This window comes from Roseovarius salincola, assembly GCF_026891095.1.
Lineage (GTDB): Bacteria > Pseudomonadota > Alphaproteobacteria > Rhodobacterales > Rhodobacteraceae > Roseovarius > Roseovarius salincola.
This window is the reverse complement of the sequence record NZ_JAPTNL010000025.1, coordinates 13,787-32,357: the sequence shown is the minus strand read 5'-3', so window position 1 is coordinate 32,357 and position 18,571 is coordinate 13,787. Positions and strand designations below refer to the sequence as shown.

At 64.6% G+C, this 18,571-nt stretch carries 21 protein-coding genes; 6 read left to right on the top strand and 15 right to left on the bottom strand.

The window, feature by feature from the left end:
- Together N5A93_RS18065 and N5A93_RS18060 are read left to right on the top strand one after the other, a co-directional pair.
- Positions 1 to 127: EF-Tu C-terminal domain-related protein (locus N5A93_RS18065; protein ID WP_502263982.1), on the top strand; the 127-nt coding region annotated here is incomplete at its 5' end.
- A gap of 177 nt (positions 128 to 304) precedes the next feature.
- Positions 305 to 781 carry a hypothetical protein gene (locus N5A93_RS18060; RefSeq protein ID WP_268956490.1) on the top strand — a complete coding sequence of 159 codons (477 nt, stop codon included), beginning with the start codon at positions 305 to 307 and terminating at the stop codon, positions 779 to 781.
- A 46-nt stretch (positions 782 to 827) separates the two neighbouring features.
- Here the strand turns inward: N5A93_RS18060 and N5A93_RS18055 are convergent, their stop codons facing one another.
- The gene (locus tag N5A93_RS18055) at positions 828 to 1,676 is read right to left on the bottom strand and encodes a DUF6473 family protein (protein ID WP_268956489.1); all 849 of its coding nucleotides are present in this window, start codon (positions 1,674 to 1,676) and stop codon (positions 828 to 830) included.
- Positions 1,677 to 1,837: 161 nt separating this feature from the next.
- Here N5A93_RS18055 and N5A93_RS18050 point away from each other — a divergent pair, with 161 nt between their 5' ends.
- Positions 1,838 to 2,713 (top strand): 3-hydroxybutyryl-CoA dehydrogenase, encoded by an 876-nt coding sequence (locus N5A93_RS18050; RefSeq protein WP_268956488.1) that lies wholly within the window; start codon positions 1,838 to 1,840, stop codon positions 2,711 to 2,713.
- Here N5A93_RS18050 and N5A93_RS18045 read toward each other — a convergent pair.
- The 7 genes from N5A93_RS18045 to N5A93_RS18015 are packed head-to-tail and all read right to left on the bottom strand — an operon-like array spanning position 2,710 to position 8,168.
- Positions 2,710 to 3,609, bottom strand: coding sequence for a lysophospholipid acyltransferase family protein (locus tag N5A93_RS18045; RefSeq protein WP_268956492.1), 900 nt, complete (start codon positions 3,607 to 3,609; stop codon positions 2,710 to 2,712). The genes N5A93_RS18050 and N5A93_RS18045 overlap by 4 nt on opposite strands.
- Before the next feature lie 14 nt (positions 3,610 to 3,623).
- Positions 3,624 to 3,902 (bottom strand): HPr family phosphocarrier protein, encoded by a 279-nt coding sequence (locus tag N5A93_RS18040; protein ID WP_268956487.1) that lies wholly within the window; start codon positions 3,900 to 3,902, stop codon positions 3,624 to 3,626.
- Positions 3,903 to 3,908: 6 nt separating this feature from the next.
- Entirely contained in the window at positions 3,909 to 4,325 is a 417-nt protein-coding gene (locus N5A93_RS18035; RefSeq protein WP_268956486.1) for a PTS sugar transporter subunit IIA, read from the bottom strand.
- Entirely contained in the window at positions 4,322 to 5,254 is a 933-nt protein-coding gene (gene rapZ, locus N5A93_RS18030) for an RNase adapter RapZ (protein WP_268956485.1), read from the bottom strand. The genes N5A93_RS18035 and rapZ overlap by 4 nt, the downstream gene beginning before the upstream one ends.
- 18 nt (positions 5,255 to 5,272) lie before the next feature.
- Positions 5,273 to 5,740, bottom strand: a complete 468-nt coding sequence (locus N5A93_RS18025; protein WP_268956484.1) for an HPr kinase/phosphorylase — start codon at positions 5,738 to 5,740, stop codon at positions 5,273 to 5,275.
- 4 nt (positions 5,741 to 5,744) lie between these two features.
- Positions 5,745 to 7,457 carry a sensor histidine kinase gene (locus N5A93_RS18020; protein WP_268956483.1) on the bottom strand — a complete coding sequence of 571 codons (1,713 nt, stop codon included), beginning with the start codon at positions 7,455 to 7,457 and terminating at the stop codon, positions 5,745 to 5,747.
- A gap of 9 nt (positions 7,458 to 7,466) precedes the next feature.
- Positions 7,467 to 8,168 carry a response regulator transcription factor gene (locus N5A93_RS18015; protein ID WP_268956482.1) on the bottom strand — a complete coding sequence of 234 codons (702 nt, stop codon included), beginning with the start codon at positions 8,166 to 8,168 and terminating at the stop codon, positions 7,467 to 7,469.
- A gap of 356 nt (positions 8,169 to 8,524) precedes the next feature.
- Here N5A93_RS18015 and N5A93_RS18010 point away from each other — a divergent pair, with 356 nt between their 5' ends.
- Positions 8,525 to 10,123, top strand: coding sequence for a phosphoenolpyruvate carboxykinase (locus N5A93_RS18010; RefSeq protein WP_268956481.1), 1,599 nt, complete (start codon positions 8,525 to 8,527; stop codon positions 10,121 to 10,123).
- Between the two features lie 263 nt (positions 10,124 to 10,386).
- Here N5A93_RS18010 and N5A93_RS18005 read toward each other — a convergent pair whose 3' ends face one another.
- Positions 10,387 to 11,160, bottom strand: coding sequence for a sulfite exporter TauE/SafE family protein (locus N5A93_RS18005; protein ID WP_268956480.1), 774 nt, complete (start codon positions 11,158 to 11,160; stop codon positions 10,387 to 10,389).
- 148 nt (positions 11,161 to 11,308) lie between these two features.
- Between N5A93_RS18005 and N5A93_RS18000 the strand changes: the two genes are divergently transcribed.
- Positions 11,309 to 12,997, top strand: a complete 1,689-nt coding sequence (locus tag N5A93_RS18000; protein WP_268956479.1) for an acyl-CoA dehydrogenase family protein — start codon at positions 11,309 to 11,311, stop codon at positions 12,995 to 12,997.
- Between the two features lie 99 nt (positions 12,998 to 13,096).
- On the opposite strand, the gene N5A93_RS17995 is transcribed toward N5A93_RS18000, so the two are convergent.
- The 4 genes from N5A93_RS17995 to N5A93_RS17980 form a co-directional block, all read right to left on the bottom strand.
- The gene (locus tag N5A93_RS17995) at positions 13,097 to 13,537 is read right to left on the bottom strand and encodes a DsrE family protein (protein ID WP_268956478.1); all 441 of its coding nucleotides are present in this window, start codon (positions 13,535 to 13,537) and stop codon (positions 13,097 to 13,099) included.
- 37 nt (positions 13,538 to 13,574) lie between these two features.
- Positions 13,575 to 14,537: an SLAC1 anion channel family protein gene (locus tag N5A93_RS17990; protein ID WP_268956477.1), complete on the bottom strand. Its 963-nt coding sequence runs from the start codon at positions 14,535 to 14,537 to the stop codon at positions 13,575 to 13,577.
- Between the two features lie 185 nt (positions 14,538 to 14,722).
- The gene (locus N5A93_RS17985) at positions 14,723 to 15,427 is read right to left on the bottom strand and encodes a fumarylacetoacetate hydrolase family protein (RefSeq protein WP_268956476.1); all 705 of its coding nucleotides are present in this window, start codon (positions 15,425 to 15,427) and stop codon (positions 14,723 to 14,725) included.
- A gap of 42 nt (positions 15,428 to 15,469) precedes the next feature.
- Entirely contained in the window at positions 15,470 to 16,612 is a 1,143-nt protein-coding gene (locus tag N5A93_RS17980) for an alpha-D-ribose 1-methylphosphonate 5-triphosphate diphosphatase (protein ID WP_268956475.1), read from the bottom strand.
- Between the two features lie 50 nt (positions 16,613 to 16,662).
- On the opposite strand from N5A93_RS17980, the gene N5A93_RS17975 reads away from it, so the two are divergent.
- Entirely contained in the window at positions 16,663 to 17,349 is a 687-nt protein-coding gene (locus tag N5A93_RS17975; RefSeq protein ID WP_268956474.1) for a DUF1045 domain-containing protein, read from the top strand.
- Here the strand turns inward: N5A93_RS17975 and phnN are convergent.
- Together phnN and phnL are read right to left on the bottom strand one after the other, a co-directional pair.
- Positions 17,331 to 17,876, bottom strand: coding sequence for a phosphonate metabolism protein/1,5-bisphosphokinase (PRPP-forming) PhnN (phnN, locus tag N5A93_RS17970; RefSeq protein ID WP_268956473.1), 546 nt, complete (start codon positions 17,874 to 17,876; stop codon positions 17,331 to 17,333). The genes N5A93_RS17975 and phnN overlap by 19 nt on opposite strands.
- Entirely contained in the window at positions 17,876 to 18,556 is a 681-nt protein-coding gene (gene phnL, locus N5A93_RS17965) for a phosphonate C-P lyase system protein PhnL (RefSeq protein WP_268956472.1), read from the bottom strand. Before phnL ends, phnN begins: the two co-directional genes overlap by 1 nt.
- Positions 18,557 to 18,571 lie beyond the last annotated feature (15 nt).

The following is an 18,571-nucleotide window of genomic DNA, read 5'->3' as shown; positions in this document are numbered from 1 at the left end:
GGGCGACAACGTGTCCTTCGAGGTCGAGCTGATCGCCCCGATCGCCATGGAAGACGGCCTGCGCTTCGCCATCCGCGAAGGCGGCCGCACCGTCGGCGCTGGCGTCGTCTCCAAGATCATCGAGTGATCGACACGCATATCCGATCAAGGGGCGCCCTTCCGGGGCGCCCTTTTTCGTTTTCCGCAGCGCGGTCGCGCGGGCATGCAGGGTGCTTGGGCGCGGCCCGGCTGCTGCCGGGATCAGGACACAATTCTGGCAAACTGGCGGGATAACCAGTCCTCTGTCGTAACGAGAGAGAACAAGATGGTACATGCCGCAGAAATTCCCAAGGCCACGCTTGGCTGGTTCGGTTTTGTCACGGGCGCGCTTGCCCTTATCCTCACGATCGCGATCTTCTGGTCCGGCCCTTTCGCCCCGCAGCAAAGCGCTGCCGTGGGTCTGGGGGAGCTTGCGGCCGATATCGCGAAATCCGCGGCCCGCTCCGTCGCGGGGCAACCGCCGCCCGCCCCCGTCGCGCCCACGCGCGGTATCGACGATTATCTCGCGGTCGGTGTCGGCGTTCTTGCCGGGCTGGCTGTCATCATCGGCATCGCGTCGTTCATCCGCCACGAACCAAAGCGTGTGGCGCTGTCCGGCGTGACCCTTGGCGGGTTCGCGATCGGCTTCCAGCTTTTCGCCTGGACAGTGATGCTGATTGCCGGCGGGCTCGTGATCGCGGCGCTGGTATTCGCCCTGCGCGATGCGTTCGGAGATATCCTTGGCGGGCTCTTCGGCGGCTGAGACCCTTTCGCACGCGAGCTGACACCCCGACCCATCGGCGCGCCAGTCACCCGACCTTGCGCAGGTTCAGAACATCGCGCAGAGCCGGTGTCAGCACCTGCGCAGCTTCGCCATGGACCACAGGGCCGGGCAATTGTCTGGCCGCCTGCGCCTCCTGGGGGGCGAAAACCATGCCGCTCGTGCCCATCCGCTGCGCCACCGCGCTGGCCTTCACCTCGACCAGCCGCGCCGCCTTGGGGACAACCGCGCGCAGCATCCGGGCGTTCACCAGGACCGGGTCCGTGCCCGGCTCCACCCGTTCGCAGAAGGCCTCGGGCACACGGGCGGCGAACCAGAACAGGATCACCGGGCGTTCCAGCCGCGTGATCAGCGCGCCGATGCGCTCCACCCATGTCATGCGCAGCTCTTCGCGCAACAGGTCGAAACGCTCGGGCGACACCGCATGAAGATGGCGCAACAGGTGCCGGGTGAAGTGAAAATCGACGAAATCCACATCAGGATAGAGCCGCCTGAGCCGATGCAGCACCTCCACCAGGCGGTCATTGCGGCGCGGATGCACACGGTAGAACCGGTTCGACAGGTTGATCGCACCCGGCATCTGCAACACCACGGCCCGCGCCCCGGAGGCGATCCGCAGAAGGCCGTCATCGTTCAGCGGCGCATCCAGCCCCGCATTCAGGCAGCCCAGGTTCACGCAGGGGATACCCAGCCGCCGTTCCATCAGCTCGGGAAACGGTGCCCTTATGAATTTGCCATAGGTCCTGGTCCCGCCCAGAACCGCCACGTAATCGCGCTCAAGGCAACGTGCCGGCCCGCGAAACTGCAGCTTCGACCCCGCGTAACGGCAATGCGCATAATTCAGCGGCCCACGCCCCGATCTCGACTCAGAACTCATCTTCGACCCACCAGTTGTCGTCTCACCCGGCTGCAAGTTTCGTGCCGACACCTTTAGAAATTCCTAAACCGCCAATTCGCCCCGTATTTTAGCCGTCACCGGCCCTTGAGCAGCCGCCCGCACGGCCCTATTGTGACAGCGCAAATATGAAAGGCGTGGCAATGGAAATCCGGACAATCGGCGTCGTTGGCGCGGGCCAGATGGGCAACGGGATCGCCCATGTGATGGCGCTGGCGGGCTATGACGTCCTGCTCAACGACATCAGCCAGGACATGCTCGACAAGGCGCTCGCCACGGTGCGCAAGAACCTGGAGCGCCAGGTCAGCCGCGACAAGATCAACGCCGACGAAATGGAAGCCGCGCTCGCGCGCATCAAACCGACCCTCACGCTGACCGATCTGGGGGGCACCGACCTCGTGATCGAGGCCGCGACCGAGCGCGAGACCGTCAAGCAGGCGATCTTCGACGAACTCCTGCCGCATCTCGAGGATCACACGATCCTGACCTCGAACACCTCGTCGATCTCGATCACCCGCCTGGCCAGCCGCACCGACCGCCCCGAGAAATTCATGGGCTTTCACTTCATGAACCCGGTGCCGGTGATGCAGCTGGTCGAACTCATCCGCGGGATCGCCACCGACAGGCCCACCTATGATTCCTGCCTCGCCGTGGTCGAGAAGCTGGGCAAGACCGCCGCCTCGGCCGAGGATTTCCCCGGCTTCATCGTCAACCGCATCCTGATGCCGATGATCAACGAGGCGGTCTATACGCTCTACGAGGGCGTCGGCAACGTGAAGTCCATCGATCAGTCGATGAAACTGGGCGCCAATCACCCGATGGGGCCGCTGGAACTGGCGGATTTCATCGGGCTCGATACCTGCCTTGCGATCATGAACGTGCTGCATGACGGCCTGGCGGATACCAAGTATCGCCCCTGCCCGCTTCTGACCAAATATGTCGAGGCCGGCTGGCTGGGCCGCAAGACCGACCGGGGGTTCTACGATTATCGCGGTGAAACGCCGGTGCCGACGCGCTAGGTCTCGCCCAGCGCCAGCGTATGCTCGCGCAGCCAGGCCATGAAACCGCGCGGATCGCTTTCCAGCATCTTCATGCGCTCGGGGCTGATCGGCGCACCGACCACCGGCTTTTGCGGCCGGTTGCAGCTATGCACGACCTCATGCAGCAACAGCCCCTGGCGCAGTGTCGCCGACAGCCGGTTGGCGATCTGATACCAGCGTGAATTCGACCCCGGAAAGAAGATCGGCACCACCGTCGCGCCCGACCTGCGGATCATCTGCGCGGTAAAGACATTCCACTCGCGCTCGATCACCGGGCCGAAGACCGTATCGCTCGATGCCACGACGCCCGAGGGGAAGACGCTGATCAACCCGCCCTCCTTCAGGTGGGCCATCGCCTTGGCGCGCATTTCCACCGATTTGCGCTGCGCGTCGGGCTCGTGGGGGAAAGGCACCGGGATCATGTAGGAGGCCGCCACCTCGTCGATGCCGGTCAAAAGCGCGCGGGTCAGGATCTTGTAATCGGTGCGCCGCCGCCCGATCAGGTCGGCCAGGATCATCCCGTCCACCAACCCGTGCGGATGGTTGGCCACCGCAACCACCGGGCCTTCGCTTGGAATGTTCATGAGCTGGCTGTCGGGGGTCAGCAGGTCGATCCCCATCGTATCCAGCGCCGCACGCCAGAACGGCTGCCCGCTGGGCGCGCCGCGCTTCTCGAACTGGCGGATCATCCGCAGGATCGACAACTTGCCGGTGAACCATTCGATCGTCCGGATCGCCAGCGCGGTCGATGGCGCGTCAAAGGAATTGGCGTAGGTCAGGCTGCGGCGGTCGTACTTGGCAAAGCTTACCGTATCGCCGGTCTTTCCCTGATCCTGTGCCCTGTCAGCCAAGTGCTGTACCCTCTCGTCGCGCATCACTGCACGTCCCTTCACATATCCTCTCCAAAGCGGTTCGAGACAAGCGCCTCGATCGCATCGGCCAGCGGCTCCGCGTCCGCCCCCGAGGTCTGCATGTCAATAGTGGTTCCTTTCGATGCTGCCAACATCAAAAGCCCCATGATGCTGTCCCCCGAGGCCGATACCCCGTCAAGCGAGATCTCGGCCGTCGCGTCGAACCCCTCCACCACCTCGACCAGCTTCGCCGCGGCGCGGGCATGAAGACCCTTTTCGTTCACGATGTCCACCTGGCGTGTGATCGTATCGCACATGCGTTCTTACCTGTCTGCCTCGTCACCCGGGCCGTTGCCAAGGCCGTTATGACTGTTGATGTATTTGCGCCCCGCATCCAGCGCGGCGCGCGCGGCATCCTGCACCGGCATGTGCCGGCTTTTCGCCAGCTTGATCAGCATCGGCAGGTTGGCGCCGTAAAGGATACGCCGGTCCGCCGGCTGGCACGCCTTCAGCGACAGGTTCGACGGCGATCCCCCGAACAGATCGGTCACGATCAGCACGCCATCACCCGTATCGACGGCATCCGCCGCCGCACAAACCTCGGCCTGCTTGGCCATGCGGTCGTCGTCGCCCTCCATCGAGATCGCAAGGATCCCGGTCTGCGCACCGACCACATGTTCGATCGCCCTCAGATATTCCGGGGCAAGGCCGCCATGCGCCACGATAACGATGCCGATCAATCCCGTAACTCTCCCAGTCTGGCTTGCGGATCCCCGCGCGGCGTCTGTGCCGCGCCCCGCCGCTCTAGCTCGCGATGTCTTATTGACACCGGCCAGCCGCCATCCGCAAGTGCCCGCGCCAAAGTTTCTGCCATTGCGACGCTGCGATGCTGGCCCCCGGTGCAGCCGAACCCGATCGCGAGATAAGCCTTGCCCTCGGCCTCGTAGGCCGGCAGCAGCAGCAGCGCCAGATCGACCACCTTGTCGCGGAACGCCGCGAAACGCGCATCCTGCGCGATGAAACCGGCGACCCTCTGGTCGCGCCCGTCCAGCGCGCGCAGATCTTCCTCCCAATAGGGATTTTGCAGGAACCGGCAATCCAGCACCATATCCAGCCCGCGTGGCAGGCCGCGCTTGTAGGAAAAGGAATGCACCGACACCGCCATGTCGCTGCCGCCTTGCGGGGCGAACCATTGCTCAAGCTCCGCGCGCAGATCATGGGGCGACATTTCCGAGCTGTCGATCAGGATGTCGGCGCGTGCGCGGACCGGTCCCAGCAGGTCAAACTCGCGCGCGATGCCAAGGCCGGGGCTTTCCGCCGGGGCCAGCGGGTGACGGCGGCGGGTTTCGGAAAAGCGGCGCAGCAGGACCTCGGCGCTGCAATCCAGATAAAGCACCTGCATCGGCACCCGGCTGAGGCGGTCCATCCGGTCGATCGCCTCGATCAGCGCGTTGGTCGAAAAATCCCGGTTGCGCGTGTCCACGCCCAGCGCCAGCGGCTTTTCCGGCGCTTCCCCGCCCAGCAGGCGCGGCAACAGCGACAGCGGCAGGTTGTCGATGGCCTCATAGCCCATGTCCTCCAGCGCGCGGATCGCGGTGGTGCGGCCCGCGCCCGACGGGCCGGTCACCAGAACAAGGCGGGGTTTGATCGCGTCTGCCGGTGTCGGCATGGGTCTCGTCCGTTTGCTTCAGTCGCTTCTTCCATAGCGCAGGTAGAGCATGATCGCAGCGGGGAAATGGGCCTGTGCGGCTTTTCGCGTGACCGGCAGCATCACGCCCAGCAGCGCCTCCTCGCGCATCGGCGGCAGGCGCGCGGGCTCGTCGTGGTCCATGTCGATGATCAGCCTCAGCGGCACCGGGCCGCTGGCCGGGCATCGCATCAGCCCCACGCCGCGCGCCTCGATCCGGCCCCGGATCGCCGGTGGCGCGTCGGTCATGACCTCCTCGCCGCGACGCCAGAGGCGCGTGCGGTCATCGGCCACGAGATCGGCGCCCAGCGCGATCAGTTGCAGCGCCAGCCCCGATTTGCCGCGCCCCGCCGCGCCGCGGATCAGCGCCGCGCGCCCCGCAACCGCCACCGTGGTGGCGTGCAGGATCGTCTCGCCCGGCCGGGCTGGCGATGATGGGTGCGGGGATGGGTCTGGCGCGTCACTCACGCGTTCAGACCGGCAGGCCCACGACAAAACGCGCGCCCAGCGGGTCCGAGGTGGCGTCGGCATCGGTCGGGCGGATGTTCTCAGCCCAGATCACGCCGTCATGCGCCTCGATGATCTGTTTCGAGATCGACAGGCCCAGCCCCGAATTGTTGCCGAAATCGTTTTCCGCGCGTTGCGAATAGAACCGCTTGAAAATCTTGGTCAGCGCCTGGTCCGGGATGCCGGGGCCGGTATCCTCGACCACGACCAGCACCCGGTTCTCGCGCTTGCGCACCCACAGGCGGATCGCGTCGCCCGCCTCGCAAAAGCTGATGGCGTTGGTGATCAGGTTGACGAAGACCTGTGCCAGCCGTCCTTCCAGCCCGACAAAGATGATCGGTTCGTTGGGGAAATCGGTGATGAACTCGACTCCCTTCTTCTCGGCTTCTTCGCCAAGGTAAAGCCCCAGATTGCGCAGCATGCCCAACAGGTCGAAGGCTTCCTGCTCCTCCTTGACCAGCTCGCTGTCAAGGCGCGAGGCGTTCGAGATGTCGCTGACCAGCCGGTCCAGGCGGCGCACGTCATGTTCGATCACTTCCAGCAGTTTTTCGCGCTGGTCGGCGCGCTTGGCCACCCGCAGCGTGCCCACCGCCGAGCGCAGGCTGGCCAGCGGGTTCTTGATCTCATGCGCCACGTCGGCGGCGAATTGTTCATTGCTGTCGATCCGGTGATAAAGCGCCGCCACCATGCCCCTCAAGGCGCCCGACAGGCGGCCGATCTCGTCGGGGCGCGCGGTCAGGTCCGGGATGCGGATGCGCCCGCCGCCCTTGCCGCGGTTGCGGTCGCCGCCGACCTCGGCGGCGGCGGCCAGGTCGGCCAGCGGGTTGGCGATGGTCGAGGCCAGGATCACGCTCAGCCCCACCGAAACCGCGGTGGCGATCAGGAACATGCGCAGCATCCGTTCGTGATCGGCGCGCACCATCCGGTCGATCGCGCCGGTGGCATCTGTCAGGGCGACCACGGCGACGGGGCGGCCGTCCTGCATGATGTTGGTCGCGGCCGTGAACACCGTATGCCCGCCGACATCGCCCGAGGCGGTCTGCGGCGCGCCCTCCAGCGTCGGGGCGACCAGCGCCGCGGCCTTCTCCTCGAGGGTTTGCGCCGGGGCGTCGCCTGATGCCGCGAAAGGCGCCGCCACCCAGCCCCAGAGGCGGTTCAGCGCATCGGTGATGAAAGTGCGTGACGCGCCGCCCTCATCCGCGGGCTGGGGCGCGCGCGCGGTGCCCACGGCGTGGCCCGCAAGCATCCCTGCGGTGTCAAAGACGAAGACCTCGACGCCGCTGCGCAGATCCAGCGACTCGAGCGACCCCGCCACATCCAGCCCGTCGCCCGAGGCGACGTTGACAGGCGCATTCGCCGGCAGCTGCACCTCGAACACGTCGGCGACCAGCTCCACCTCGCTGACCAGCCCGTCGGCCCATTGCACGGCCAGACTGTCGCGCGAGGAATTGAGATAGAGCACGCCGGCGACCAGCACGCTGAGCGCGACAAGGTTGAAGGTGACGATCTTGCGGGTCAGTGAGGACTCGCGCAAAGAGAAGAAGCCGCGCCGCTCGCGGCGCGAGCGCACCTCCTCGTCGCCCACGCTGTCGGGCGTGACGAAGTCATCGCCAAGAACGAGGTCGTCGTCCCGGCGTGACGCGTTCTCGCGCATGTCGATGTCCTCGGCGAGCGCCATGATACCCCGTTATTCCTCGTTGTACCGGTAGCCTATACCGTAAAGCGTCTCGATCGCCGAGAATTCATCATCGACCATTCGCAGCTTCTTGCGCAGACGCTTTATGTGGCTGTCGATGGTGCGATCATCCACGTAAACCTGGTCGTCATAGGCCACATCCATCAGCTGATCGCGGCTTTTGACAAAGCCGGGGCGCTGCGCAAGCGCCTGAAGCAGCAGGAATTCGGTGACCGTCAGCGACACGTCCTTGCCCTTCCAGCTGACCGCGTGGCGCAACGGGTCCATGCGCAGCTGGCCGCGTTCGATCACCTTGGTCTCCTCGGTGTCGCCCACGATATTGCCGTCCATCGCCTCCTGGCGGCGCAGCAGCGCGCGGATGCGCTCGACCAGCAGGCGCTGGCTGAACGGCTTCTTGACGTAGTCGTCAGCGCCCATGCGCAGCCCCAGCACCTCGTCGATCTCGTCATCCTTGGATGTCAGGAAGATCACCGGCATCGAGCTTTTCTGGCGCAGCCGCTGCAACAGGTCCATGCCGTCCATGCGCGGCATCTTGATGTCCAGCACGGCCATGTCGGGCAGCTTCTTGCTGAAGGCGTCAAAGGCCTGTTGACCGTCATTATAGGTATCCACCTCGAAACCTTCGGCTTCGAGCGTCATGGAGACCGACGTCAGAATGTTGCGATCATCGTCCACGAGGGCGATCTTAGACATGAGATTTGGTCCTTGTGCTGCTCTTCTTCTTTGGTTTTTTCCCGCAATATGCGCCGCATTGCCCTTTACAATCAATCCTAAACTGCGAATCACCCCATGCGCCGGGTCCGTTCAAGGCAAAAAAATGGCACGCATGGCCAAATTGACTCACTTTGTTGGCGGGAGCCCGCCACTGGTTGCGCTAACGACGCTTTGGTTGCGCTAACTGCGCCAAACCGTCCTGTTCTTTTACAGAAACGTCATGCTAAGAGGCCCGCGGGGGCCGGTTTTGACCGACACGTCGGCGCCATGCCAGGCGCCACTGCATTTTCACCGCCCCTCTGCAGGCGGCAAACGCGAACAGGAGCGTGAGACACATGACAACTGGACGGGTGAACCCGAATTTCCGGCTTGAAGACCAGGGCATTACCGGGCTGGGCGATGTCAGCTACAACCTCATCGAACCCGCGCTGATCGAAGCGGCGATCAAGAACGGCGAAGGCCATCTGGGGCGCGGCGGGGCGTTTCTGGTCACCACCGGCAAATTCACCGGGCGCTCGCCCAAAGACAAGCATGTCGTCAGGACCGACAGCGTGGCCGACACGATCTGGTGGGACAACAACGCCGCCATGTCGCCCGCCCATTTCGATGTGCTCTATGACGATCTTCTGGCCCACATGAAGGGGCGCGATTTTCATGTGCAGGACCTGACCGGCGGGGCCGACCCGGCCTATGCGATCAATGTGCGCATGGTCACCGAGCTGGCCTGGCACGGGCTGTTCATCCGCCACCTGCTGCGCCGCCCGGAACGCGACGCGCTTGACAGTTTCACCGCCGATTTCACCGTCATCAACTGCCCGAGCTTCCGCGCCGACCCGGCGAAACACGGCTGCAACTCCGAAACCGTGATCGCGCTCAATTTCGACCGCAAGCTGATCCTGATCGGCGGCACCGAATATGCCGGCGAGAACAAGAAATCCGTCTTCACGCTGCTCAACTACCTCTTGCCCGAAAAAGGCATCATGCCGATGCATTGCTCGGCCAACCACGCCGATGGCAACCCGGTCGACACGGCCGTTTTCTTCGGGCTCAGCGGCACCGGCAAGACCACGCTTTCGGCCGATCCCGCGCGCACGCTGATCGGCGATGACGAACATGGCTGGTCGGATCGCGGCACCTTCAACTTCGAAGGGGGCTGCTATGCCAAGACCATCAACCTCAACCCCGAGGCCGAGCCCGAAATCTACGCCACCACCAGCAGGTTCGGCACCGTGATCGAGAACATGGTGTTCGATCCCGAGACGCTGGAGCTGGATTTCGAGGACGACTCGCTGACGGCGAACATGCGCTGCGCCTACCCGCTCTCCTATATCGCGAACGCCTCCGACACGGCGCTTGGCGGGCATCCCAAGAATGTCATCATGCTGACCTGCGACGCCTTCGGCGTTCTGCCCCCGATCGCGCGGCTGACCCCGGCGCAGGCGATGTATCACTTCCTGTCGGGTTTCACGTCCAAGGTCGCGGGTACCGAGCGCGGCGTGACCGAGCCCGAGCCCACCTTCTCGACCTGTTTCGGCGCGCCCTTCATGCCGCGCCGCCCCGAGGTCTACGGCAACCTTCTGCGCGACAAGATCGCCAAGCACGGCGCGACCTGCTGGCTGGTCAATACCGGCTGGACCGGCGGCGCCTATGGCACCGGGTCGCGGATGCCGATCAAGGCCACCCGCGGGCTGCTGACCGCCGCGCTTGACGGCTCCCTGGGCGAGGTCGAGTTCCGCAAGGACGAGAATTTCGGCTTTGACGTGCCCGTGGCCGTGCCCGGCGTCGCCGAAGTGCTGCTCGACCCGCGCCGCACCTGGGACGACCCCGAGTCCTATGACCGCCAGGCAGCCAAGCTTGTGCAGATGTTTGCGGATAATTTCGAGCAATACGTTCCCTATATCGACGATGACGTGAAAGCAGCCGCGCTCGGCTGAACGCACGTTCCCGCCCCGGCCATTGCGGTCGGGGCTTTTTCTTGGCCTGCGCCTTGCCGTGGCGGGGGTCTTCGGATCATCCATCGTCCCTTTGCGAAGCGCGGAGGCTTCCACGCAAGGGGCACGCTAGCGCGGAAGTCTTGCGATCGGGTAAACGCCGGGGGCGATGGCCGCTCGGGGGTGTTCTGTACCAAAGTTTCGCCCGGCCCCCGGATTTGTGCACAAATCCGGCGTACAAAACGGACATTTTGTACGCGCCCGGCTCAGATCGCCAGCACCCCGCGCCGGATCAGGTTCAGCCCCGCGATCAGAAGCACCAGAAGCGTCAGCTTGCGAAAGGTCCGCTGATCGATCCGGTCCTGGATGCGAAACCCGATCCACAAACCCGCCAGCGAGGGCAGAACCAGTGACACCGACAGGGTCAGCGTCGCCGTATTGAGCACGCCGGACACCACATGTGCACCCGCCAGGGCCAGCGACCCCAACCCATAGATGACGCCCTGCACGCGCATCTGTTCCTGCATATCGGTTCCCCGCGCGGTCAGCATCGCCACGGTAGGTGGCCCCCAAACCCCTGAAAAACCAGCGAAAAATCCGGCCAGCGCGCCCATGCTCGCCTCGCCCCTGCGCCCCGCGCCGCCGGGCAGCGTCAAGGGCCGCCCGCTCAACCCCCAGCCCGCATACAGTGCAACGGGCAAGCCAATCATCAATGACATCAATGACTTGGGAAGATACGGCACCAGCTGCGCCGAGCCCATCAGCAGCACGAATCCCACCAGCAGGAACAACCGGAACCGCCGAATCGAGTCCCACGCGGCCCCGATCCCCTGGCGAAGCGCCTGCCAGACATTCGTCACCACCGTGGGCACGATCAGCCCGGCCAATGCGACCTCGGGGGAAACCATTGATCCCAAAGCGGAAATCATCACCATCGGCATGGCGAACCCGACCACGCCCTTGACGATCCCCGCGCCAAGACCAACTGTCAGAAGGACCCCCCACCCGACCAGTCCGAACTGTAGAAGAACTCCGTCCATACCACCCTCATAGGGGTTCACGACATTGGACGCATCCGCAAAAACAGGAAGCGCAACTTTCGATCAAAATTGACGCAGCAAAGGCATAATAGTTGCGCTGCACCTGCAAAATGGCTAGGACAAGGCCCGATAGGAAAAGGATTGATTCATGGCTCATGACGGACAAGATGTTGCAATGGAAAACCCGATCGTTCTCAAGGGCTTGCTTGGCCTGACCTCGGCTGCGGTCGCGCCCGCCGAAGGCCTGCTCGAAAAGGCCCGCGCGCATCTGCGCAAGTTGGTTGTCGTCGATGACCGGGTGTCCGGCAGCGCCGTCGAGGCCAATCAGTATGCAGCACATGGGCTGGCCTGGCTCGCGACCTATGTGGAATCCCTGCGCCAGATGCAGGCCTGGGCCAACCGTCTGACGGAGATGGGAAAATTCGGCGAGGTCGAGCAACTGATCCACCAGATCACCTTTGGCGAATACCTCTGGCAGATCCGCGGCGGCATCCAGATGAACCAGGGCGAGATCCTGCGGCTCAACGATCTTGGCCTTTCCATGTCGGATATCGCCACCCTTGACACCCCCGAGATTGCCACGCTGACCCAGTCGGGCAACACACAGGCCGCCCGCACGCGGCTTGTCGAACTGATGCAGGAACGCGCGGCCGAGGTCACCGTGGGCCATACCGGCCTTGACGACGAACTCGAGATGATCCGCGAACAGTTCCGCCGCTTCTCGGTCGACAAGGTCGAACCCCATGCCCATGAATGGCATCTCAAGGACGAACTGATCCCGATGGAGATCATCGACGAACTGGCCGAAATGGGCGTGTTCGGTCTGACCATCCCTGAAAACCTTGGCGGTCTGGGCCTTTCCAAGGCATCCATGGTCGTGGTCTCCGAAGAGCTTTCGCGCGGCTATATCGGTGTGGGTTCGCTTGGCACACGATCCGAGATCGCCGCCGAACTGATCCTTGCGGGTGGCTCGGACGAGCAGAAAAGCAACTGGCTTCCCGGCATCGCCAGCGGTGAAATCCTGCCCACGGCGGTCTTTACAGAACCCAATACCGGCTCTGATCTCGGCAGCCTGCGCACCCGTGCGGTCAAGGACGAGAACGGCGATTACAAGGTAACCGGCAACAAGACCTGGATCACCCACGCCGCGCGCACCCATGTCATGACCCTGCTTGCCCGCACCGATCCCGACAGCACCGATCACCGCGGGCTGTCAATGTTCCTGGCCGAGAAAATCCCCGGCACAGACGCCGATCCCTTCCCCACAGAGGGCATGACCGGCGGCGAGATCGAGGTGTTGGGTTACCGCGGCATGAAGGAATACGAACTGGGCTTTGACAACTTCCATGTGAAGGGCGAAAACCTTCTGGGCGGCGAAGAGGGCAAGGGCTTCAAGCAGTTGATGGAGACCTTCGAATCCGCCCGTATCCAGACCGCCGCTCGCGCCGTCGGCGTGGCGCAATCGGCGCTGGACGTGGCTATGCAATACGCCATCGACCGCAAGCAATTCGGCAAATCGCTGATCGCATTCCCGCGGGTTTCGGGCAAGTTGGCGATGATGGCTGTCGAGATCATGATCGCCCGTCAGCTGACCTATTTCAGCGCCTGGGAGAAAGATAACGGCCACCGCTGCGATCTCGAGGCCGGCATGGCCAAGCTGCTGGGCGCGCGGGTCGCCTGGTCGGCCGCCGACAATGGCTTGCAGATCCACGGCGGCAACGGTTTCGCCCTGGAATACGGTATCAGCCGCATTCTTTGCGATGCACGTATCCTCAACATCTTCGAGGGTGCGGCTGAAATCCAGGCACAGGTCATCGCGCGCCGCCTGCTCGCCTGACACGGGCTGTGGACGCAGGACAACGAAAAGGGACGCCCGGATATCCGGGCGCCCCTTCCCCACTTGGCATTACTCGTTACGGCAAACGCCAGACGGGCCTCAGAAACTGAGGACCGTCGTATTGTCCGCGATCAGCGCACCGGCCATTTCAGCCGGATCTGCGGCGGTGATCCCGTCCAGCAGCGCGGTGCCGTCCACACCCTTGTTGGGCAGGTAGATCGCACAGACCTCGACCTTGGTGCCGGTCTTGTCCATGATCATCTTCATCAGGCCCTGCGGGCTCATGTCCTTGGGTTTTTGCGGTGCGGTGGCGCTTTCGGGCGCCTCTTTCAGCGCCAGGTCGCCCGCCGGCCCGCAAAGCAGGATCTGCGCCTTGGCGCCCTGCTGGACCGACTGCATGGTCAGCACCATCGACATCAGCTGAGTCTGCGCATCCGGCGAGGTGACGACCGTCACCAGCTTCTTGCCGTCATCCGCCTGCGCGGGCGCTGCAAGCGCCGTTGCCGTGGCCAGGGCACAAACCGTCAGTATCTTCTTCATGGAAAACCTCTTTCTTGGGTTGGGGTGGGTTTAAGGGTCATTCGGGTCGAAACACCGCACCCGACGCAATAGCGCGCGATGTGCGGATCAGAAGCGCGGCGATGATCGCGACCAGCGCCACGAGAAGAACCAGGGCGATCAACCGATGCGGCTGCGACTGCATCGCCCCGGCATAGGTGAAGCTGGCGATGGTCAGCGCCGCCACCGGAAAGCTGAGCGCCCAGAAGGACATGGCGAAGGGCAGGCGCAGGATACGTGGCAATTGCACCGCCACGATCAGCGCGAACAGATAGGCACCGTTCAAAAGCACCCTGCCAAAGCTGCCGATCTCTCCGGTCAGCTCGACCCAGGCAAGGAACCCCACGGCGGGTGGCGCGATCAGGATCACCAGCGTCGGCTGAAGCCGCTCGGGCAAAGGGTCGTGAAAGATCAGCCGGTTCATCACCAGCGTCAGAAGAACGCTCCAGAAGATCAGCCCGACCGACAGGAAAAACCAGCTTGTCTCGATATAGCCCAGCTTGACCCCCGCGATCGGCACGATCACATTGCCCACCGCCGGAATGAACCAGGCCGGCGACAGATGCCCATGCAGGAATGCCCGGCTCCCGATCCAGCCCGACACCACGGCGATTGTCAGCACCCCCTGGCCGAGCGCACCGACCAGCCACATCACATGCGCCGCTCCCATCGACCAGGGCAGGGTCGCCGTCGATAGCAGCAGCAGCCCGATTGAGATCGCGGGAAAGAAGGCGAGCTTTACCGGATGGTCCCACTCGGCCCTGACCGCCTGCGGGTGGCGCAGCGCCTTGAGCGCATAACCCGAAGCGATCAACAGGAACAAAGCCAGCGTCAGGACATAGGCCCCCATCGACAAGCTCTCGCTCAGGCCAAGCGCGCGTTCACCCGAACGCAGCGCCAGAGTCAGCCCCGACACGCCCATGACGATCGTGAACAATGTCACCGGGTAATGTTCGAGCCAACTGTGGTTTTCTGCGCTCATATGCGACTCCCGAAATATACATTCGACAATCAACATATGAACCGGGCGATATCGTTGATCCAGATCAACCCGGCCCGGAAACCGCAGGTTTTTCTGCGCAGCTTGGGAACACGGCGGCAAAACCGGTCAGGTCCGGACAAAAGTTTGCCGGGTCGCTCAGCCGCCGGGTCGGCGCACTCTCGGGGCTAGAGCGCGGGGGCGATGGCGACTTCGACGGGTTCCAGCCCATCGATCTCACCGCGCAACACGCTGCCCGGATGCACCGGCCCAACACCTGCCGGCGTGCCGGTATAGATCAGGTCGCCCGGCAAAAGATGATAGAATCCAGACAGATGCGCGATCACCTCGGGCACCGACCAGACCATGTCGCTCAGCCGCGCCTCCTGCGCCACGGCGCCGTCATGCAACAAGGCGATCCGCCGGTCAGCGGGCTTGCCGAACTCGTCGGCAGGGGTGATCGCGCCTATCAGGGCGGCATTCTCGAAATCCTTGCCCAGGTCCCAGGGGCGGCGCTTGTCCTTGGCAGCACCCTGCAAGTCGCGCCGCGTCAGGTCGATCCCGCAGGCGAAACCCATCACCACCTTCATCGCCTCATCTGGGCCGACCTTCAGGGCCGACGCGCCAATGGCAACGACCAGTTCCATCTCGTAATGGCAGTCCTGGGTGCCAAGCGAATAGGGTATCGACGCCCCCGACAGGCACAATGCATGGGCGGATTTGGTGAAGTAGAACGGCGCCTCGCGGTCCACCTCGTTGCCCATCTCCGCGGCGTGGGCGGCATAGTTGCGCCCCACGCAGAAGATACGGCGCAGCGGAAACTGGCGGCTGTCCCCCTTCACGGGAACCAGAGGCATGGCGGGCGGGTCAAAAAGCAGGGTGTCATTGGTCATGGCGCCGTTATGCGCCCTGCCCCGCTGACTGTCAAAACCCTATCACGCCACCCGTTCCCCGCGCGACCAGACCGAACGCAGCGCCGGCACCCCGCCCCGCATGGTGAAGCGTATCAGATCGGCACGTTGCCCTTCGGCGATCTCGCCGCGATCCTCCAGCCCGACGCCCCGCGCCGGGTTGCGTGTCACCGTGGCCATCCCGCGCGCCATGTCGCCCCAAGTCTCGCCCAGTTGCACCGCCGCCAGCAACAGCGCCGACGGAACGTAATCCGAGGACAGGATATCAAGGTGCCCCGCCGCCGCCAGATCCTGCGCCGCCACATTGCCGGAATGCGAGCCGCCCCGGATCAGGTTGGGGGCGCCCATGATAACGGCAATCGCGTGCTCGTGACAGGCACGCGCGGCCTCCAGCGTGGTGGGAAACTCGGCGACCCGGATGCCATAACCCGCCGAGACCGTCACCTGTTCGGGGGTCGTGTCGTCATGGCTTGCCAGAACAGCGCCATAGCGTTTCGCCTCGGCCACAGCCGCCGCCTCGTGCCTGGCCCCATGGCGCGCGCGCAGGTCCTTCAACTGCGCGACATGCTCCTCGAACTCGGCGTCGTTCAGCGCAAGCTTGCCCTTCACATAGGCCTCCAGCTTGCTGATATCACGGAACTGGCGCTGGCCGGGCGTGTGGTCCATCAGGCTCACGATACCCACGCGGTCGTCCTCGCCGAAGGCGGCCATCTCCTCTTCCAGCGTCTCCGAGCACACCTCGGCGCGCAGATGCAGGAAATGGCTGATCTTCAACGCATCCTCAGCCCGCAGTGCCAGCAGTTCGCTGGCCAGCCCGCGGGCATATTGCAGGTAACGCCCCTTGCCGTCGGGGATCGAACCGACCCGCATCGCGTCAAATACCGTGGTGATCCCGGTGCTGGCCAGCTCGGCGTCATGCGCCAGGATCGCGGCATTATGGGGCCAGTCCACCTTGGGGCGCGGCTGGATATGGCGCTCAAGGTTATCGGTGTGCAGCTCGATCAGGCCCGGCGCGACGAAATCGCCACCGCAATCGACAGCACCCTTCGGCACCGCCTTTCCGGTATCGATCCCGGCGATGACTCCACCACGCAGGACGATCGCCCCGGTGACGGTCTCGTCGGGCAGGACAAGGGTGGCATTGGCGAGAATGGTCTGTTGTGTCATGAGAATGTCACGCTTCGCTGACAGGGAATGGGGCCGCAATGGAGGCAGGCATGGAATTCAGGCGATACGCAATCTACTACACGCCCGCGCCGGGGCCGCTGGCGGATTTCGGCGCGGCCTGGCTGGGCTGGGACATGACCACTGGCGCGCCGTGCCCGCATCCGCAGATTGCGGGCCTGCCCCTCCCGGTGGACGAGATCACCGCAACACCCCACAAATACGGCCTGCACGGCACGATGAAACCGCCCTTCCGGCTGGCGGATGGGGCGACCCCCGGCGCGCTTGACGCCGCGCTCGCATCCTTTTGCGCCGCGCGCGCACCGCTTCAACTCGCGGGGCTCGAACTCGCGCAGCTCGGCAGTTTCCTGGCGCTCTGCCCAAAGGGCGATACCGGCCCGCTCAAGGCACTTGCCGCCGATACCGTGCGCGGCTTCGACAGCTTCCGCGCGCCGTCCGGCCCGGACGAGATCGCCCGCCGCCGCGCCACCAGCCTCAGCCCGGCTCAGGATGCGCTGCTGCTGGAATGGGGCTACCCCTATGTGATGGACGAATTCCGCTTTCACATCACGCTGAGCGGCAAACTCCCCAAGGCACAGGCCCGCCAGACCGCCGGGGCGCTCGCGCCCGTGGTCGCGCCGCTCCTGCCCGCGCCCTTCGTGATCGACGGACTCAGCCTTGCGGGCGAGGATGCCCAGGGGATGTTTCATCTTGTCTCCCGTCATGCCTTCACCGGGTAAAGCCGGGCATCAATGGCGGCAAGCACCGCCTCCAGCGGCCCGGCATTGGATATCTCGATCACCCGTTCCAGCCCATCGGGCAATGCCAGTGACGCGCGCATGAGCCGCGCCTCGATATCGGCGCGGCTTTCGCGCCCCCTGGCGGCCAGCCGCCCGGCCAGAACCTCGCGCGGCGCTGTCAGATGCAGTGTGGTGAAGCCGCGAAACCGGGCCTGCGCCTCGCCCAGCACCGCGCGCGACAGATTCACAAGCAGGTCCTCGCCCCCGGCCAGCCGCGCCTCGGTCTCGCGCGGGACGCCATAGCGCAGCCCGTGCGCCCCCCAGTGAAGCGTGAAATCACCGGCCTGCACGCGGCGCTCGAATTCCACATCGCTCACATCGTCAAAGGCCTCGCCGACCGCATAACCGGGCCGCGTGATCACCCGCCGCACCAATCCAAGGCCGGTGCAGCGCGCCACAAGCCCCTCCATCACGGTGTCCTTGCCGACACCCGACGGCCCGACGACTCCGATCAATCGCCCGCTCATCAGGTCAGCCCCGGCGTAAAGCCCGAGACGTCGATCTCGCGATCGCAAACCCGGTGGCGCGCGCTCTCGTCGTGAAAGATACCCACGATCGCAGCGCCCCCCGCCTTGGCCTCCTCGACAAGGCACAGCACCGTCTCGCGGTTCATCGCATCAAGGCTGGCAGTCGGCTCATCCAGCAGCAGGGCGGGATAGGCATGGGCGAAGCCGCGCGCGATATTCACACGCTGCTGCTCGCCGCCTGAAAATGTCGTCGGGCTGAGCTGCCAGAGCCGCTCGGGAATATTGAGCCGCGCCAAAAGCGTGCCCGCGCGCTCCAGCGCCTCGGCGCGCCCATGCCCGAGCGCCAGCAGCGGCTCGGCAACAACCTCCAGCGTCGGCACACGCGGCACCACGCGCAGGAACTGGCTGACATAGCCAAGCGTGTGGCGCCGCAGGTCCAGAATCTCGCGCGGCGTGGCCGCCGCCACATCCACATCCCCCACGATGATCCGACCCGAGGCCGCAAGGTAGTTGCCATAGATCATCCGCATCAGGGTGGATTTGCCCGCGCCCGACCTGCCGGTCAACGCCACGCATTCGCCCCGCCCCACCCGCAGCCCCGCCTCCCGCATCACCGGAATCACCGCGCCGCCCTGGTTGTGCAGGGTGAATGTCTTGCTCACATCGTCCAGCTCTATCATTCCTAAACCCTTCAT

Coding starts and splice junctions, on each gene's coding strand:
- N5A93_RS18060 (WP_268956490.1), top strand. CDS start 305: ATGGTACATGCCGCAGAAATTCCCAAGGCCACGCTTGGCTGGTTCGGT.
- N5A93_RS18055 (WP_268956489.1), bottom strand. CDS start 1,676: ATGAGTTCTGAGTCGAGATCGGGGCGTGGGCCGCTGAATTATGCGCAT.
- N5A93_RS18050 (WP_268956488.1), top strand. CDS start 1,838: ATGGAAATCCGGACAATCGGCGTCGTTGGCGCGGGCCAGATGGGCAAC.
- N5A93_RS18045 (WP_268956492.1), bottom strand. CDS start 3,609: ATGCGCGACGAGAGGGTACAGCACTTGGCTGACAGGGCACAGGATCAG.
- N5A93_RS18040 (WP_268956487.1), bottom strand. CDS start 3,902: ATGTGCGATACGATCACACGCCAGGTGGACATCGTGAACGAAAAGGGT.
- rapZ (WP_268956485.1), bottom strand. CDS start 5,254: ATGCCGACACCGGCAGACGCGATCAAACCCCGCCTTGTTCTGGTGACC.
- N5A93_RS18020 (WP_268956483.1), bottom strand. CDS start 7,457: ATGGCGCTCGCCGAGGACATCGACATGCGCGAGAACGCGTCACGCCGG.
- N5A93_RS18015 (WP_268956482.1), bottom strand. CDS start 8,168: ATGTCTAAGATCGCCCTCGTGGACGATGATCGCAACATTCTGACGTCG.
- N5A93_RS18010 (WP_268956481.1), top strand. CDS start 8,525: ATGACAACTGGACGGGTGAACCCGAATTTCCGGCTTGAAGACCAGGGC.
- N5A93_RS18005 (WP_268956480.1), bottom strand. CDS start 11,160: ATGGACGGAGTTCTTCTACAGTTCGGACTGGTCGGGTGGGGGGTCCTT.
- N5A93_RS18000 (WP_268956479.1), top strand. CDS start 11,309: ATGGCTCATGACGGACAAGATGTTGCAATGGAAAACCCGATCGTTCTC.
- N5A93_RS17995 (WP_268956478.1), bottom strand. CDS start 13,537: ATGAAGAAGATACTGACGGTTTGTGCCCTGGCCACGGCAACGGCGCTT.
- N5A93_RS17990 (WP_268956477.1), bottom strand. CDS start 14,537: ATGAGCGCAGAAAACCACAGTTGGCTCGAACATTACCCGGTGACATTG.
- N5A93_RS17985 (WP_268956476.1), bottom strand. CDS start 15,427: ATGACCAATGACACCCTGCTTTTTGACCCGCCCGCCATGCCTCTGGTT.
- N5A93_RS17980 (WP_268956475.1), bottom strand. CDS start 16,612: ATGACACAACAGACCATTCTCGCCAATGCCACCCTTGTCCTGCCCGAC.
- N5A93_RS17975 (WP_268956474.1), top strand. CDS start 16,663: ATGGAATTCAGGCGATACGCAATCTACTACACGCCCGCGCCGGGGCCG.
- phnN (WP_268956473.1), bottom strand. CDS start 17,876: ATGAGCGGGCGATTGATCGGAGTCGTCGGGCCGTCGGGTGTCGGCAAG.
- phnL (WP_268956472.1), bottom strand. CDS start 18,556: ATGATAGAGCTGGACGATGTGAGCAAGACATTCACCCTGCACAACCAG.